This window comes from Paenibacillus sp. 10L310 (genome assembly GCF_056395745.1).
Genome location: NZ_JBFTKC010000002.1, coordinates 539,968 through 556,718, shown reverse-complemented (window position 1 = coordinate 556,718; position 16,751 = coordinate 539,968). Strand labels below are relative to the sequence as shown.

Annotated in this window: 13 protein-coding genes; 12 read left to right on the top strand and 1 reads right to left on the bottom strand. The window is 45.9% G+C overall.

Going from position 1 to position 16,751, the window contains the following annotated elements; translation table 11 throughout:
* The first annotated feature begins 108 nt into the window (after positions 1 to 108).
* Together AC1DE7_RS07900 and AC1DE7_RS07895 are read left to right on the top strand one after the other, a co-directional pair.
* Positions 109 to 1,134, top strand: a complete 1,026-nt coding sequence (locus tag AC1DE7_RS07900) for a FecCD family ABC transporter permease (RefSeq protein WP_051447083.1) — start codon at positions 109 to 111, stop codon at positions 1,132 to 1,134.
* Complete coding sequence (locus AC1DE7_RS07895) at positions 1,131 to 2,144, top strand: FecCD family ABC transporter permease (RefSeq protein WP_017688818.1); 1,014 nt, start codon at positions 1,131 to 1,133, stop codon at positions 2,142 to 2,144. Before AC1DE7_RS07900 ends, AC1DE7_RS07895 begins: the two co-directional genes overlap by 4 nt.
* A gap of 238 nt (positions 2,145 to 2,382) precedes the next feature.
* Here AC1DE7_RS07895 and AC1DE7_RS07890 read toward each other — a convergent pair whose 3' ends face one another.
* Complete coding sequence (locus AC1DE7_RS07890) at positions 2,383 to 3,489, bottom strand: helix-turn-helix transcriptional regulator (protein WP_477534093.1); 1,107 nt, start codon at positions 3,487 to 3,489, stop codon at positions 2,383 to 2,385.
* Positions 3,490 to 3,618: 129 nt separating this feature from the next.
* Here AC1DE7_RS07890 and AC1DE7_RS07885 point away from each other — a divergent pair, with 129 nt between their 5' ends.
* From AC1DE7_RS07885 to AC1DE7_RS07840, 10 genes are all read left to right on the top strand, one after another.
* Positions 3,619 to 4,326 (top strand): class I SAM-dependent methyltransferase, encoded by a 708-nt coding sequence (locus AC1DE7_RS07885; RefSeq protein ID WP_036608640.1) that lies wholly within the window; start codon positions 3,619 to 3,621, stop codon positions 4,324 to 4,326.
* On the top strand, positions 4,310 to 5,407 hold the full coding sequence (locus tag AC1DE7_RS07880; protein WP_477534092.1) for a saccharopine dehydrogenase family protein: 1,098 nt from the start codon (positions 4,310 to 4,312) through the stop codon (positions 5,405 to 5,407). The genes AC1DE7_RS07885 and AC1DE7_RS07880 overlap by 17 nt, the downstream gene beginning before the upstream one ends.
* 74 nt (positions 5,408 to 5,481) lie before the next feature.
* The gene (locus tag AC1DE7_RS07875; protein ID WP_036608638.1) at positions 5,482 to 5,775 is read left to right on the top strand and encodes a hypothetical protein; all 294 of its coding nucleotides are present in this window, start codon (positions 5,482 to 5,484) and stop codon (positions 5,773 to 5,775) included.
* Between the two features lie 78 nt (positions 5,776 to 5,853).
* The gene (locus AC1DE7_RS07870; protein ID WP_477534091.1) at positions 5,854 to 7,146 is read left to right on the top strand and encodes an amidohydrolase; all 1,293 of its coding nucleotides are present in this window, start codon (positions 5,854 to 5,856) and stop codon (positions 7,144 to 7,146) included.
* Between the two features lie 192 nt (positions 7,147 to 7,338).
* The gene (locus AC1DE7_RS07865) at positions 7,339 to 8,397 is read left to right on the top strand and encodes a dockerin type I domain-containing protein (protein WP_477534090.1); all 1,059 of its coding nucleotides are present in this window, start codon (positions 7,339 to 7,341) and stop codon (positions 8,395 to 8,397) included.
* 90 nt (positions 8,398 to 8,487) lie between these two features.
* Positions 8,488 to 10,440, top strand: a complete 1,953-nt coding sequence (locus AC1DE7_RS07860) for an S-layer homology domain-containing protein (RefSeq protein WP_477534089.1) — start codon at positions 8,488 to 8,490, stop codon at positions 10,438 to 10,440.
* A gap of 219 nt (positions 10,441 to 10,659) precedes the next feature.
* Positions 10,660 to 12,600, top strand: coding sequence for an ABC transporter ATP-binding protein/permease (locus AC1DE7_RS07855; protein WP_477534088.1), 1,941 nt, complete (start codon positions 10,660 to 10,662; stop codon positions 12,598 to 12,600).
* A 29-nt stretch (positions 12,601 to 12,629) separates the two neighbouring features.
* Positions 12,630 to 13,298, top strand: coding sequence for a response regulator transcription factor (locus AC1DE7_RS07850; protein ID WP_477534087.1), 669 nt, complete (start codon positions 12,630 to 12,632; stop codon positions 13,296 to 13,298).
* Positions 13,295 to 14,632 (top strand): sensor histidine kinase, encoded by a 1,338-nt coding sequence (locus AC1DE7_RS07845; protein WP_477534086.1) that lies wholly within the window; start codon positions 13,295 to 13,297, stop codon positions 14,630 to 14,632. The genes AC1DE7_RS07850 and AC1DE7_RS07845 overlap by 4 nt, the downstream gene beginning before the upstream one ends.
* A gap of 215 nt (positions 14,633 to 14,847) precedes the next feature.
* The gene (locus AC1DE7_RS07840; RefSeq protein ID WP_477534085.1) at positions 14,848 to 16,683 is read left to right on the top strand and encodes a UbiD family decarboxylase; all 1,836 of its coding nucleotides are present in this window, start codon (positions 14,848 to 14,850) and stop codon (positions 16,681 to 16,683) included.
* Positions 16,684 to 16,751: the final 68 nt, after the last annotated feature.

Sequence of the window (16,751 nt, the reverse complement as noted above, 5' to 3'; positions counted from 1 at the left end):
CGAAATTTTAATTGAGCACTCCAAATTTTCAAACATGACCAGTCGAATTTATGGACGTTAATATCCATATTCGTTTGGATTGTAAATAGGTGATGAAAGGGAAACGAGATGAAAAGCAAGCCTGAACAAAAACGCCGTGGGGCGATGAACTTCACCATGTACATGGTAATAGGGCTTGGATTAACGGTTCTCATGTCGGCGGCATCCATTATGTTTGGTGCTGCTGATATGAGGTTAGCAACGGTATGGGAGGCTATTTTCCGATTTGATCCAATGCTCACTGAACATCAAATTATTCAAACCATGCGTCTCCCGCGTACCGTAGCTGATCTGATCGTTGGGTGCAGCCTTGCGGTATGTGGCGCTATCATGCAGGGGACAACGCGTAATCCGCTGGCCGACTCCGGGCTGATGGGGATTAGCTCTGGCGCAGCATTTGCAATTGCACTATGCCTGGCCTTTCTGCCGGGTTATTCGTATTGGCAGATGATGTTGTTCGCTTGTCTGGGAGCAGCGATCGCCACCGGCATGACTTACTTTACCGCGTCACTGGGCAATCGCGGAATGACGCCTCAGCGGCTTGTACTGGCAGGTCTGTCTATTTCAATGTTGTTTGGCGCACTCAGTCAGTACTTGGCAATCAATTATGATTTGGGGCGAGCATTGACATTCTGGACGGCGGGTAGCACAGCGGGGGTCAAATGGGGAGAATTGCTGATTATCTCACCGCTCTTTGTTGGTGGTATACTGCTGGCACTGGCGCTGTCCCCTTCCGTTACATTGCTCAGTTTGGGAGATGATGTGGCAAGTGGACTCGGCATTCGTAGCGGACTGGTCAAGATTTTGTCGACAATTATTGTACTTGTGCTGACTGGATTGGCTGTTGTTGTCGTTGGCCCTGTTGGTTTTGTGGGTCTGATCACCCCGCATATTGTGCGATATATGGTAGGTGTCGACTATCGATACATTATTCCGGCAGCGGCTTTATATGGTGCGTTGCTGACCGTATCGGCTGATTTGGCTGGACGTTTGATCAATAAACCGTTCGAAACGCCGATTGCCATTATATTTTCTATCATTGGTGTGCCGTATTTTCTCTTCTTGGCTCGAAGACAAAGGAGGGAATATGAATGATCAAGCGGCGTTATACGATGAAACGAGGCATTATCATCAATGTAGTGCTTATGGTGCTCATACTTGTGTTTGCGATCATTAGCATGAATTCTGGCAAAATGAATCTTTCACCGCTAGAAGTGCTGAACGTTCTCATAGGAAACGGTACCGATAAGCAAAATCTAATTGTGTTTGATTTTCGTTTGCCACGAATTGTACTTTCGATTTTGGTAGGTCTGGGAATGGGAGCGGCGGGGGTCGTGATGCAGAGTTTGCTGCGTAATGACATGGCTAGTCCGGGAACACTGGGAATTAGTTCGGGATCGGGTTTGTTTGTCCTGTTCTTCGTTGTATTCATTGCATCCACAGGCAAGAGTTCCTTTATTGCTCTGCCTCTGTTGGCTTTTGTTGGCGGACTATTGGCAGCGGGTTTGATCTTCTTATTATCGTATCGCCGCGGACGAGACATCTCGCCAATCGGTTTGATCTTGACCGGGGTCGCGTTAGGAAGCGGGTACGGGGCGCTGACGACCTTCTTGACACTCAAGCTGGATGATTCGCAGATGAACTTCATGCTGTATTGGCTGGCGGGAAGCCTATGGGGCGATGATTGGGGTTATATTTCCATACTGACACCATGGGTCTTGATCTTACTCGGCTATATTTTTTACAAGGCTCGCATACTGAATGCCCTCCATTTGGGCAATCAGACAGCACAGGGGCTTGGTGTTTCCGTGAAGCGACAGTTCTTGGGGTTGTCAATCGCTGCTGTTGCTTTATCCTCTGGCAGTGTAGCTGTGGGAGGCAGCTTCTTTTTCGTTGGATTGATCGCTCCGCATATGGCCAGAAAACTGGTCGGTCCCGATCACAAATTGCTCATTCCGGCTGCCAGCTTGGCTGGGGGACTAGTCGTGGTGTTGGCTGACACGATTACGCGCACGGTTAGCCTCGTAGGAGATGTGCCAACAGGAATCGTTATTACAGTTATTAGTGTTCCATATTTTCTTTATTTACTAGCAAAAGCCAAATAACACAATCAATAATATAGTCGGAATTTTTTGTGGAAAACGGCTTGGCAGGACTGTGCGCTGCATTTTAAAGCAGAATGCACGATATCAAAAGTTCAAACATCGAAGTTACCCTGTGTTACCGCTATGCTTCTTAATCAATAGCATATAGAAAAAGATGCCATTACGAGGATATCGTATTGGCATCTTTTTATTTTTTCTCATTTGATAGTTAATTTGATACTGGAGAATTATTCAAGATTTATATGGCAGGTTCATCCGACAGCTGGAAACGGGAAACGAAATACCAGATGAGCTCGCGACGTGAGGATACCTTGGTCTTGGCGAAAATGGATTTTAAATGATCCTGAACCGTGTAGACGGAAATATGCATCGCAGCAGCAATTTCCTTGGACGAATAGCTGCGGAGCACATATCCGAGCAGTTCCCGCTCTCGACTGGATAATCCATGGCTTTCGGCGAGCAAGGGCAGTAAATCCTGTGGCATCGCCTGCTCCAAACGGATAGCAATCTGATCCGGCCCTGTAAGCTGTTGCATGAGACTAGCATGAAGTATGAGGTAACGCCCATCCGGAAGTTGGATGCAAACTTTGGAGGGTGATTCGGGAGCGATCTGAGTATCCACGACCAGTTCTGCCCGATTCTTGCGCTGCAGGTGGGAACTCACTGCACGTACCGGACGGGGCAGAACATCAGGCCCTACATGTTCCAGCATGCGCAATTGGGACAGCCAATATTGAGCGGAGGCGTTCAGGGATAAGAGCTGGAACGTGTCTGAGGTGATCAAAATTCCGGGTTCCTCGGGACTTTCACTCGTGATCTCATCGATCAGTGTCAAGCTCGTGGACCGCAGCATCGATGCAATAGAAGCGGTCCAGGACTGAATCATCCACCGCTCCTCCTCTGTAAAGACAGCACTTTCTGTCTTACGATATAGGGTCAGATATCCCCAGCAAGCGTCTCCACTAACCAATACAGCACGTAGTTCATCACCGAACCCCGCTGGCTGAAGAATGTTGATATATCGAGGGCTTTGTTCAAGCTGTAAGTTGGACGTATGAAGTGTAGCTGTATGCTCACCGTTGCGAATTAATTCAGCGTATTTATGTATATCTTCTTCCATGTATTCATTGATGAATAACCCATCATGAATGGCCTCAATGCCATCTTCTGTCACGGCTCCTGTGGAGAGAAGAGTCAGAGGATCAACGGTAGTGAAACAGTATGCATCGTAAGGTATAACCGTATGGATCTGCTTGAGAACAGCTTCCCGATAGGTATGTGAGGTCCAGGTTCCTTTCTCAAGAGAAGTGATAAGTCTGTGGTTCCGATCAATACGTGATGTCAACAAGATTACTCCTCTCTCTGTGCGCATATCCCAATGTTCTGGGATTGTAGGCTCGTCGTATCCTTCTATAATGAAATTAGACGAACAACGAGTCAAGTCTAACTTCAATTCAAGAGGAGTGCGGTGTCCATGAATCACAATCTATCACCGATGAGCTGGGAAACAGCAGATGTTCATCGTTACGAACAATCGATAGCCCTGAAAATTCCGGGTTATTCTCATATGCATGATCTAATGGAACGGCTGCTGTCAGCATCTTTCGCGAATAACAACGATATTCATATCCTTGTTGCCGGTGCGGGAGGGGGAAAAGAGATTGCTCTGCTCGGATCACGTCATGCCGGTTGGACATTGACTGGAGTAGATCCATCACAGCCCATGCTGCAACTTGCTGAGAAACGAGTCACGGAAGCAGGCATCGGTTCCAGAGTGAAACTGCAACCTGTCACGGTTGAAGAATTGCCGGAGGATATTGTATATGATGGGGCGACAAGCATGCTCATGTTACATTTCCTTCAGGGGATGGAGGCCAAGAGAACGTTTCTGACCAGCCTCGCAGCTAGACTTAAACCGGGTGCACCACTGATCATTGCGGCTGTAAATGCCGATCTTCGTTCACCTGCACATCCAATCATGATGCAAGCTTGGAAGGATCACATGTTGAGTGTGGGCGTCCTTCCTGAAGAGTGGGAGCGCTTTGCTGCTTCCCTGGGCCGTGAATCCGATCCAATATCCTCTGAAGAGATGACTCAGCTACTGACCGAATGCGGTTTCTCACATATTACACGTTACTTCGGGGCGTTCTGGGTGGAGGGGTATTATGCAATTCGAAACTAGCGTGAAGCCTATGAAAGATCAGATCTGGGTGGTTGGTGGTTATGGTCAAGTGGGGCAGATGATATGTACTCAACTGGGGAAATTGTTCCCGGGTAAAGTATGGGCTGCGGGTACACGCATGAACCGTGCGGAAGAGTTCAGCAGGTCTACAGGTGGTGCTGTGCTACCGCTTCAACTGGATGTAACAAAACCTGTGGAGCCATCCATGTTACGGCCTGTGAAGCTGGTCATCATGTGTGTGGATCAGAGCGATACCCGTTTTGTTGAAGCCTGCGCACAAGCCGGAACCGACTATATTGATATTTCTGCAAAATATGATTTTCTCGCCCAGGTGGAACAACTGCACACCAAAATGCAACGTTCCAAATCGACCGCGATCCTCAGCGTTGGATTATCACCTGGAGTGACTAATTTGCTTGTGCGCGAAGCGACCATGCATATGGATCAGGTGGAGGAAGCAGACATTACCGTAATGCTGGGACTTGGTGAGAAGCACGGAAAAGCTGCCGTGGAGTGGACCGTTGATCAGATGAATGCCACCTACCAAGTGATGCAAAAGGGCAAACCTGCTGAGGTACAAAGTTTCGGAGATGGCAAAAGGATTGATTTTGGAGCAAAACTAGGGAACCGGAAGGCCTATCGATTTAACTTTTCGGATCAGCATGTAGTTGCTCGAACGTTACGTATTCCAACCGTATCTACCAGACTCTGTCTGGACTCCCAGTGGATCACAAAATCCATGGCGATCTCCAAACGTGCAGGGTTGTTTTCGTTGCTGCGTATCCCGTCTATTCGCAATGGAACAGTCAAGGCATTTGGTCTTATTCCCGGAGGAGAGCCGATGTATGCAGTCAAGGTCGATGCCGTAGGATGGGAAAATGGTGAGCAAATCCGTGTTGAACAACTACTGGTCGGCGCAAAGGAAGCAGATGCAACAGCGGCCGTGGCAGCAGCCGTGGCAGAACGTGTGTATAAAACAGAGTTGCCACATGGTGTGTTTCATATTGAACAGTGTCTCTCTTTGCAGGACATTCAGGATGCACTTCATACGCCACTAAAGGTGACGACCAAGATCACCTAGTTTCATGTTCTTTTGCTGAGAACCTCCGATCTGCTATGATGGAACAATAATCAAGGCATGAATGGAGGGAGATCATGAACTGTGTTGCTGTATTACCTTATTACAAAGTACAGAGAGAAGTGACGGGTCTCGCCCAAGAGATTGAGATGAATGCCCGCTCCATGATTCTGTATTCCGATAAAATTGTGACCAAATACCGCGAGTTCAACATCACGGAAGTGTTTGATATGTCATTTCGCCGTATGGGTGATGAAGGTGGATTTTTCTATTTGCACACAAGCACAGGAGTATATCCATATATGGTCGAAATCGACCCGAAACCGTTTATACAACATTTCAGAAAGATGACGATCCAAAAATTAAAATGACTTGACCTTGCCGTTACGTGAAGGCTTACCCTCGGATATGGCAAGAACCATAACCAATTCAGAGGAGCCGTGAATGTAATGAGTATACTGATTCAGCAAGCTACGATCCTAACGATGAAAGATGCCGATGCCCCCTTTACGGGGGATATTCGTGTTGAGGGTGATCGCATTACTCATATTGCTGATCACATTCTGCCTCACCCGCAAGATGAGATTATCGATGGACGTAATAAGGTTGCCATGCCAGGACTAATTAATGCCCACCAACATACACCAATGAGTCTGCTCCGGGGATTTTCGGATGATCTGAAGCTGATGGACTGGCTCGAACGCAAAATGCTGCCCGCCGAAGCACGGATGAACCCGGAAGATATCTATTGGGGTGCCAAGTTATCCATCGCGGAGATGATCCGTTCGGGTACCACTGCTTTTGCGGATATGTATATCCATATGAACGAAATTGCAGAAGCGGTTAAACAAACGGGTATGCGGGCATCGCTTACACGTGGGATGGTATTCATGGAGGAGGATGGGGGACGCAGGTTGCAGGAGGCGATTGATCTTGTAGAGCGCTGGTCTGGAGCGGCCGATGGACGGATTACAACCATGTATGGGCCCCACTCACCCTACACTTGTCCCATGGAGCCGCTACGTGAAGTCATTGCTCTGGCAGTCACGGAGGATATTCCGCTACATATTCATCTGGCTGAGACAAAGGAAGAAGTTGTGAAGATTCGTGAGCGCTATGGCATGACACCGACAGAGTATTTGGAAGAGGCGGGGATGTTCGAACAGGCACATGTGTTGCTTGCACATGGTGTGCACCTCAATCGCAGGGACATCGGCAGATTGAAGGGCATGCGCGGCGGTGTAGCACACAATCCAGTCAGCAATCTGAAGCTGGGGTGTGGAATTGCTCCAATTACCGAGATGTTGGCCCAGGGAATTAACGTGGGAATCGGAACGGATGGAGCGGGAAGTGCCACAACCGTGGATATGTTCGAGGAGATCAAAGCCGCGACCTGGCTGCAAAAGCTGGATTATGGTGACCCAACTCGCTTGCCAGCCAAGGACGTACTAAGCATGGCTACACGTGGAAGTGCTAGTCTGCTTGGTCTACAGGATGAAGTGGGTATGCTTGAGGTGGGGTGCAAAGCTGATCTGATCCTGATCGATCTGGCGAAACCACATCTTCAACCGGTACATGAGGTAGAATCGTTACTGGCTTACAGCGTAAATGGGGCGGACGTGGACACCACGATCGTGAATGGTCAGATCCTCATGAGAGGCAGAAAGCTGCTCACGATTGATGAGGATGAACTTTACCGTGAGGTGAAGGTTAGAGCCAAAAGGATTGTTGAGGGAATTTAATTTTAGGTGAATATGATCCAAACTGGAAAATGATTTGTGTTCAAAACGCTATGGAGGCTTACTCCATGGCGTTTTTTGTCGAATTTCAACTGGAAGTAGTTCTGTGGTCCTGTTCAGAATCGGTTCAGAATGGGTCGTTATACTGAGCATGTAGTTGTTCAAATTTGAAATGTATACGAGGAGGAACATGAATTGAAGGGGAAACAAAACAAAAAACGGCTTAAGCCGATATTGAAAAAAAGCATGTTGACTGCACTCGGGCTGGGCATTGCGTTGCCTATAGGTGGAGCGCTTCCACAGGTCAATGCGGGAGCAATTGGTCCAGAGATCAAGATTTCACAACCTGTTCTTAACGATGGAATTAACTGGTTAAGTTATTCATCGGCACAAGATAATCCTTCTTTTGTACCCGAAGTGCCTATTGAGGTAACCACCAATAATATCATCAGAATCAATCTAAGTACACAATTTCGATCCGATGAGTATAGCCCGCCTACAGCCAGCTCAAGTGATAACAGCATCGCTGAGGCGTATGTAGAAACGAGACAGGATGAGAATATGATAACGCCTGTCAGTACATTGGTGGTTATTCCTCGCCAAAGCGGCAAAATCAACATCGAATTGAAAGCGAATTATATGATCTCTGGTGCACCAGAGACTGTTACGGATAACATTGAACTTTACATTAGTAAAAAAGGGGATGTAAATGCAGACGGAAAAGTGAATTCTTTGGATGCCGTAGACCTTTTCAATTATATTCGTAACATGATGACTCGCCGCAGCTTTTCTTATGTAGAGATGAACCGAATGGATGTAGATCGTAATACGGAACCCACTCTGGGGGACATGGATGCTTTGTTAATAGGATACAAAGGCAAAACACTTGGTGGAAAAAACAATGACTATGTGTTGACCTTTAAGCAAGTAGATGATGCGCCGTATGTACTAAATGGTGAATTGAAGAATGCCATGTTAATTGGAAATGAAATTGGCTTTAGTCATTATATAATGGATATTGATTACAATGATTACATTAATACTCCTTCTTACCAGTGGTACCGCGCAACAGAAGCTTCGAGAGAAGATATGGTGCCAATCGAGGGGGAAACAGGAGCAAAGTATACCGTTAAAGATGAGGACGAAGGTTATTATCTTGTGCTCGAAGTTATTACTCAGTCCACTTGGGACTCGAATACGGAGCCTAGAAAAGTATACATTGTTGGAAAAGAAAAAATACAACGCCTTGATTAATTCAATTTTTTATTTTAGATAACGAATAACAATACATTTTCTATCTTTACCATACGATCTATCAATTGATACAGACATGGAGGCTATCACATGTTTCAACCGAAAAAGAAACGTCCTAGAATCAGAAAAACAATGTCAGGTCTGATCGCACTGACATTACTCTCTTCACTCATATTGCCAAATGTAGCTGGAGCAGAACCGGCAGAACCATCACAGGTGCAGTTTGCAAATGTTAGTGTACAGGCGGGGCAGACGGTTCATGTTCCTGTTGCATTGAAGAAGTCCTATTTCGGGGTGAAAGCTTATAATATGCAGATTGATTATGATACGTCTGCACTGGAAATTGTTCGGATCACGCCTAAATCTGTCAACGTCATCAGCACATCCCCAAATGAAGATGGTGTAGCAGACTTCCAGTACCAAATTAATAATGCGGAAGGCTGGGTACGGATCATCTGGGTTGATTTTACTGGGGGTGACCACTCAATTGTAGATGAAACCCAATTATTTGATATGGAAATCAAAGCCAAAAGCAATGCGGCGCCTGGAACGAAACAGCTATCCGTAGATCAAACTGATTCAGAACATTGGCATTTTACAAATGTAGAACACAATAGTGGTGCTCAGTTGTCTGGTGGAACAATCACAATTACAGCAGCAAATTCAGGTGGCGACAATTCTGGTTCGACACCTACACCGAATCCTGGTAACTCTTCAGGTGGAGGAGGAGGAAGTGTATCACCAACTTCACCAGTCGTTACCCCAGTTCCATCGACTCCGGCGGTAACTAAAGGTGTAGACATCTATGTGAACGGTCAGAAACAGGAACAGTCTGCTACGGCTAGCACATCAACGGTAAACAATCAGGTTACCACCACGGTTCATGTGGATAATGACAAAGTCATCAATCAGATTGGAAGTGGACTAAAAACGCTTCTGCTGCCTATTACAGGTACTGGCAAGGGTGCGGTCGTTGGTGAACTGAACGGCAAGTTGGTCAAAACAATGGAAGGAAGTAATGCCGAAGTTGTCATTCAGACTGATAGCGGTACGTACACACTTCCAGCTAACCAGATTCAGGTGGATCAGATTCTGAACCAATTCGGAAGCACGGTTCCATTGGAAGATATCACAATCCAAATCGCTATTGTGCCTAGTGCCACATCTAAACAAACAGCAATTCAGGCTGCAGCGGGTAAGCTGGAGAACACAACGGTGATCGCAGCTCCGATTGATTTTGAAGTAAAAGCGATCTGGAATGGACAGCAAGTTAATGTAGATCGTTTCAACTCTTATGTAGAGCGCTCCATTACTTTGCCAGAAGGTGTCGATGGTTCAAAGATCACGACAGGAGTTGTGCTTCAGCCAGATGGCAGCCTTCTGCATGTACCGACAAAGGTTATCAAAGGTAACGTGCAAGATTCTGCTATTATTAACAGCTTGACGAACAGCACTTACGCTCTGATCTATCATCCGGCAACTTTCAGCGATGTATCAAGTCACTGGAGTCGGGATGACGTACAGGATCTGGCATCTCGTCTGATCGTACAAGGTACCGGTGAGAACGTGTTTGCGCCAGACCGGAGTATTACACGGGCAGAGTTTACGGCTGTTCTGTTAAGAGGTTTGGGGCTGCACTCCCCGCGCAGTACAGAAGCGGCGTCGTTCACAGATGTGAAGACTGGTAGCTGGTATGAGGATGAGGTTCAGACGGCTGTGTCCTACGGCCTAATCTCAGGTTATGCTGACGACAGCTTCCGTCCGAATAGCGAAATTTCTCGTGCTGAAGCGCTGACTATTGTGTCACGTGCGATGAAACTGGTCGGTCTGGCACAGGCCGACGCGTCAGAGACAACAAGTCTGCTTAGCACATACAGCGATAGCGCTAAAGTACAGGCTTGGGCAACAGAGCCAGTTGCATCGGCGATTAAACAAGAGCTGGTACAAGGTACTGATGGCAAACTGATGTCCGATGCAGACATTAGTCGTGCGCAGTCGGCAGCGATTGTGAAAAGGCTGCTGGCAAAAGCGGGATTAATCTAATCAAATTTCTGGACACCTACACTACTTGAAATGATTTGTTTCAAGCAAGCTGTAGGTGTTTTTTTGTATATAGTTCTTTCGAACAACCTCTTATAGGTGCAATGGTCCAGTTCATTATCAGTTCATACTGATTTGTTACGATATGAACATCAAATAGATAGATATCGTGCATGATCAGGAGAGGAAGAGATCCATATGAAAATACTAGAAGTTAAAAATGTGAAGAAATCATACACCTTATATGGAAAAGAAAGAGTTCCGGTACTCCACGGTTTGAACTTAAGTTTTGAGACAGGGGAATTTGTCTCCATCCTCGGCGAATCTGGCTGTGGTAAGTCGACACTGATGAATATCATTGGTGGCATGGACTCCGATTATGAAGGGGACGTCGTTGTTCGTGGCAAGAACTTAAGTGCCATGACAGAGAAGGAAATGGATGATTATCGGAAGAATAATATCGGCTTTGTCTTTCAAAATTTCAATCTGATCCCGCATCTGTCTGTCCTCGAAAATGTAACGATTGCGATGCAAATGACGGATACCAATGAGAAGGATCGCAACCAACGTGCTGTTGATATATTGACAGAGGTGGGACTGAAGGATCATCTGAACAAACGTCCCAACCAGTTATCTGGCGGTCAGAAGCAACGCGTTTCCATCGCACGGGCGTTATCCAACAATCCGGATATTATTCTTGCAGATGAACCGACGGGTGCTCTGGATAGGGAAAACGGAGATCAAATCCTCGCTTTGCTCGACAGTATAGCCAAAAAGGGAATGCTGGTGATTGCCGTAACTCACTCGCAGAAAGTCGCTGACTCCGGTACACGGATTGTGAAGGTTGAAGAGGGGCGTATTAGTGACGATATTCACCTGAAAGATCCTTCTACGGCTGTTTACGAGAGTGGTCAGGATTCTTCCCGAAGCCTGAGCTTGCTTGCTTCATTCAAGATGGCACTTAAAAATATGAAACTCAACGGCAAGCGTAATGTACTGGTCGCTTTGGGTGGATCTATAGGTATATTAAGTGTACTGCTGATGCTCTCCTTGGGGAATGGTATAACGACGTATATGAATGACGAAATCAATTCAAGTATGGACCCTTTGCTTGTGGATATAACAAAGCCGAGTGAAGAAGCCAAGGATATGCAAGGTCCCGAGGCCTTGATGGCAACAGGTGAACCGTTCACCGAAGCTGATGTTGAGACGATTCGCAATTTTCCTAATGTGGATCATGTAGAGACAATTACGACCATTACAGGCCAATCGACTATGGTGAATGAAAAACAAAGTGTAGGACTCACACAGTTAACAACGTTAACGGATGCTTTTGATCCAGCACTGATGACAACTGGTGTTCTGCCGGTAGAAAATCAGATGCTGTTACCTCTCGATACAGCGAAACAATTAAGCAGAGATGATCAAGCTGAAACCATGATCGGCAAGTCCGTGTTTTTATATATCAATGAGATGGATAGTAATAATAAACCAGTGACTTTGGAGAAAGAAGTAACAATCTCAGGGATCTACGAAGCGGCAGATCCGCAATCTCCAATGCAACAATCCCCGGGGTACATTTCATCAGAGACGCTGGAGCAAATGTATGCGGACGAAGGAATAACGATTGGGCCAATTCAAGTTAACGCCTATGCAACCGATATGAAATATGTAAATGATATCAATGAAGCTGCTGTAGACGCTGGTTTCGCAGGCTCCCAAATGGCCAAGGTCATGGAGAATATCACCACATATGTAAGTATGGCTTCCATTGTACTTGCGGGTATTGCAGGTATTTCGTTGATCGTATCCGGTATTATGATACTGGTAGTACTCTATATTAGTGTCGTGGAACGGACAAAGGAGATCGGAATTCTCCGAGCGATTGGAGCAAGAAAGAAAGATATCAAGCGAATATTCTTCTCCGAATCTGCCTTATTAGGCGTATTTAGTGGTATTATTGCGGTAATCTTTGCAGTGATCATTAGTTATGTATTAAACATTCTTTTGGACAATGCGTTTGGAGCTAAACTCATTAATCTCTCGGGATATTATATCTTGTTTGGGATCGTGGTAAGTACAACGATTAGTATCGTTGCCGGTTTGATGCCATCATCAAAAGCAGCGAAGCTGGACCCGATGGAATCCTTACGATACGAATAAATATCAATTTTGGAAAGGATAATGGCTACATGAACACAATTCTGGTGGTGGACGATGATTCCCATATCCGCAAATTGATCCGAATCTATCTTGAAAAGAATCAATTTTCCGTGCTGGAAGCACCAGACGGTCAAGAAGCGTTAGATATCTTCTCGCATACAAAAGTTGATCTGGCGATTGTGGATGTGATGATGCCGCGAATAGACGGCATTGAACTGACGGAAGATATTCGGTCTTATCTGGATATTCCCATCCTGATGGTGACTGCCAAGGGAGAATCCAAGGACAAAGTCAGAGGATTTAATGCAGGATCAGACGATTACCTGGTTAAACCATTTGATCCTGTGGAGTTAATCTTGCGTGTAAAATCGTTACTGAAACGATATAACAAAAGTGCATCAAACATGATTCAGATCAGCGGTGTTACGATTGATTTGGGCAACCTGATGGTCATCGCGGATGGACAATCTATCGAATTGAAAAAGAAGGAATGTGAATTGTTATTTTCTCTGGCGAGTTCGCCAGGGAAAATATTCACACGCACACAGCTTATAGATGACATATGGGGCATCGATTACGAAGGAGATGAGCGTACAGTTGATGTACATATCAAACGGTTAAGAGAACGTCTTGAACATGTTCCTGAGTTAGTGATCTCAACGATAAGAGGACTCGGTTATCGGCTGGAGCGGGCATGAAAATGTTTAGGAAAAGCCTGCGACTTCGCATCGTAGCTACGTTTATCGGGATTGTTCTGGTGAGTTTAATTCTCTCCTTTATGATAAATAACGGGTCCCAGGAAAAGACACCGAATCGTTTTATGGTTACTTTTGCTCAAGATCTCGCTACACTGATTAACCTGATTGATGATCCGGAAAAAGTGAAATCAAGCTTGGATATTTTTGCTCGCTACGGCTTAAATATCACTCCCGTGAATGAACAAAGTGAAGTGTTATCTTCCTTGCCAGAGGACAAAGTGCATTCGTTATTCGAGGCGGGTACAACGGATGCCATTTTTCTGTCCAGTAAAGATGGAATCGCGACCATAGGTGTTCCCGGAACAAACGAGGGGATCGGCACATTTCTGATTCAAAGCGATTTCTCCTCTCTTTTTCATACACTGCGAAACACACTCTTAACCTCACTGTTAACGGTTCTGGTCATTGGCAGCTTATTAATCCTGTTCATGTCCGGGTATATTGTGAAACCGATTAAGAGATTAACGGTTGCGGCGAAGGAGATGTCATCAGGTGACCTGTCGGTCCGCTTGAAACATAATAATCAGGATGAGTTTGGCGAACTGATGGAGAGCTTTAATCATATGGCCAGTGAGTTGCAAAAAATCGATTCGGTTCGTGATGACTTTGTCAGCAACGTCTCTCATGAAATGCAATCTCCGCTCACATCAATTAGAGGATTCACCAGAGCACTACAAGATGGTGTTATTCCATTAGAAGAGCAGAAAGAGCATTTGGATATTATATATGAAGAAACGCTGCGCTTATCGAGGCTCAGTGATAATCTGCTTCGGCTAGCCTCGCTGGATTCAGAGCATCATCCGGTTCATTTCACCACATTCCAGGTAGATGAACAATTAAGAAGGGCGATCTTACTGGCAGAGCCGCAGTGGGCTCAGAAGGACATACAGATCGAATTGGATTTGTTGCCCTGCGAGATCACAGTGGACAAAGATTTGTTTGATCAGGTCTGGCAAAATTTAATAAACAATGCGATCAAATACACCGGTCCACAGGGTATCATTCATGTCGAAATTGAGACGTCATCTTCATTTGTGAAGGTATTGATTAGAGATTCTGGACAAGGAATACCTGAGGAAGCTCTCCCGTATATCTTTGATCGATTCTACATGGTGGACAAAGCGCGAAGCAGCTCGCTTCGAGGGAATGGATTAGGGTTGTCCATTGTCATTAAAATCTTGAAATTGCATCAATGTACAATTGATGTAGAGAGCGAAATGGGTAAAGGCACACAGTTTATTGTCACGATCCCCAGATCGACCATTACACCTTAAGGCAAGCCAGAACAGAGAGAGCAATATGGAAACAATCGGTCCCTGTGCGTTCAGGATTCAGATTGCTGCCAGATTGCTTTTTTTTTGATATCTGTATTTGCGACAAAATTTCACATATAGTTTTGTTTAGCAGTGGATCATTTGATAAAATAGAAGAGACGTTATGTGAATCTATGAACTTAATCAATTTATCATACAGAGAATGGAGCCATCCAATGAAATATCGCAATATGGAAGATTGTATTAACGATCTGGAGCAGCACGGTCATTTGATTCGGGTCAAAGAAGAGGTTGATCCTCATCTTGAGATGGCAGCGATCCACATGAAAGTGCACGAGGCTAAAGGTCCGGCGTTGTTATTCGAAAATGTAAAAGGCTCAAAGTTCCAGGCCGTATCCAATCTGTTCGGCACGGTGGAACGAAGCAAGTTCATGTTCCGCGGTACGCTGGAAGGCGTACAACGGGTCATGGCTGTTCGTGACGATCCCATGAAGGCGCTTAAGACGCCATTTCAGCATGTCCGTACAGGTCTTGCTGCGTGGCAGGCGCTGCCAAAACAGAAATCTATAAGCCTGCCGGTGTCCGCGCAAGAGATTCAAATCTCGGACTTGCCACTCATCAAACACTGGCCTATGGACGGTGGGGCATTTGTGACGTTACCACAGGTTTATTCGGAAGATCCGGACAAACCAGGAATCATGAATTCAAACTTGGGGATGTACCGGGTTCAACTGGATGGCAATGATTTTGAAATGAACAAGGAAATAGGGTTACACTATCAGATTCATCGCGGAATTGGTATACATCAAGCCAAAGCTGTCAAAAAGGGAGAACCACTGAAAGTGAGTATTTTCATTGGGGGTCCACCTGCACATACACTTTCAGCGGTTATGCCTTTGCCTGAAGGACTTAGTGAGATGACATTTGCTGGCCTGCTCGCTGGACGTCGCTTCCGGTACAGTTACAAGGACGGATATTGCATCAGTAATGATGCCGATTTTGTCATCACAGGTGATATCTATCCAGGCGAGACAAAGCCCGAAGGTCCGTTTGGTGATCATCTGGGTTATTACAGTCTGACACATGAATTCCCGTTAATGCGTGTGCATAAAGTCTATGCCAAACCTAATGCCATCTGGCCGTTTACGGTTGTTGGTCGTCCACCGCAAGAGGATACGGCGTTTGGTGATTTGATTCATGAGATTACTGGAGACGCGATCAAACAGGAGATTCCAGGTGTCAAAGAAGTGCATGCGGTCGATGCGGCAGGGGTCCATCCATTACTGTTTGCCATCGGCAGTGAACGTTACACGCCGTATCAGGCGGTGAAGCAGCCGACAGAGTTGCTTACGATTGCCAATCGTATTTTGGGTACGGGTCAGCTCAGTCTTGCGAAGTACCTGTTTATTACTGCTGAGGATCAGCAACCTCTGGATACCCACAAGGAAGTTGAATTCCTGACCTATATCTTGGAGCGTATGGATATGCAGCGGGATATTCATTTCCATACCCATACAACGATTGATACACTCGATTATTCGGGTACAGGACTGAACAGCGGAAGCAAGGTCGTTTTTGCAGCGTATGGCGACAAGATTCGGGAGCTGTGTTCGGAAGTGCCAGAGTCTTTGAAAAACATTCGTGGTTATGAGAATCCACAGCTCATCATGCCGGGTATCGTTTCGATCCAGACATCGGCCTTTACGAGTTATGCGGATACAGCACAGGAGATGCAAGCATTCACGTCTCTATTGAAAGAACAGGGAGGTCTGGACTCGTGTCCGATGATCATTCTATGTGACGACAGTTCGTTCCTGAGTGCTAACCTCAGCAACTTCTTATGGGCAACCTTTACTCGAAGCAACCCTTCACATGATATGTATGGGGTTAATAACGGATATGATCACAAGCATTGGGGCTGTGATCAGGTTATTATTGATGCGCGTACCAAACCCCATCAGGCACCACCGCTGATTCCCGATGCTTCGGTCGAGAAGAGCATTGAACGATTTTTTGTTAAAGGTGCTAGTCTGGGTTCGATCAAAATCTAATTTGAGATGTCTTGAAGAAGTTCAAACGGAGCGTTTGAACTTCTTTGGCTTACTCTGATACGGCAATG

Bases quoted from the DNA above. Each gene is read 5' to 3' on its own strand.
- AC1DE7_RS07870 (WP_477534091.1), top strand. From the start codon at position 5,854: ATGAGTATACTGATTCAGCAAGCTACGATCCTAACGATGAAAGATGCC.
- AC1DE7_RS07860 (WP_477534089.1), top strand. From the start codon at position 8,488: ATGTTTCAACCGAAAAAGAAACGTCCTAGAATCAGAAAAACAATGTCA.
- AC1DE7_RS07885 (WP_036608640.1), top strand. From the start codon at position 3,619: ATGAATCACAATCTATCACCGATGAGCTGGGAAACAGCAGATGTTCAT.
- AC1DE7_RS07840 (WP_477534085.1), top strand. From the start codon at position 14,848: ATGAAATATCGCAATATGGAAGATTGTATTAACGATCTGGAGCAGCAC.
- AC1DE7_RS07845 (WP_477534086.1), top strand. From the start codon at position 13,295: ATGAAAATGTTTAGGAAAAGCCTGCGACTTCGCATCGTAGCTACGTTT.
- AC1DE7_RS07880 (WP_477534092.1), top strand. From the start codon at position 4,310: ATGCAATTCGAAACTAGCGTGAAGCCTATGAAAGATCAGATCTGGGTG.
- AC1DE7_RS07875 (WP_036608638.1), top strand. From the start codon at position 5,482: ATGAACTGTGTTGCTGTATTACCTTATTACAAAGTACAGAGAGAAGTG.
- AC1DE7_RS07900 (WP_051447083.1), top strand. From the start codon at position 109: ATGAAAAGCAAGCCTGAACAAAAACGCCGTGGGGCGATGAACTTCACC.
- AC1DE7_RS07895 (WP_017688818.1), top strand. From the start codon at position 1,131: ATGATCAAGCGGCGTTATACGATGAAACGAGGCATTATCATCAATGTA.
- AC1DE7_RS07850 (WP_477534087.1), top strand. From the start codon at position 12,630: ATGAACACAATTCTGGTGGTGGACGATGATTCCCATATCCGCAAATTG.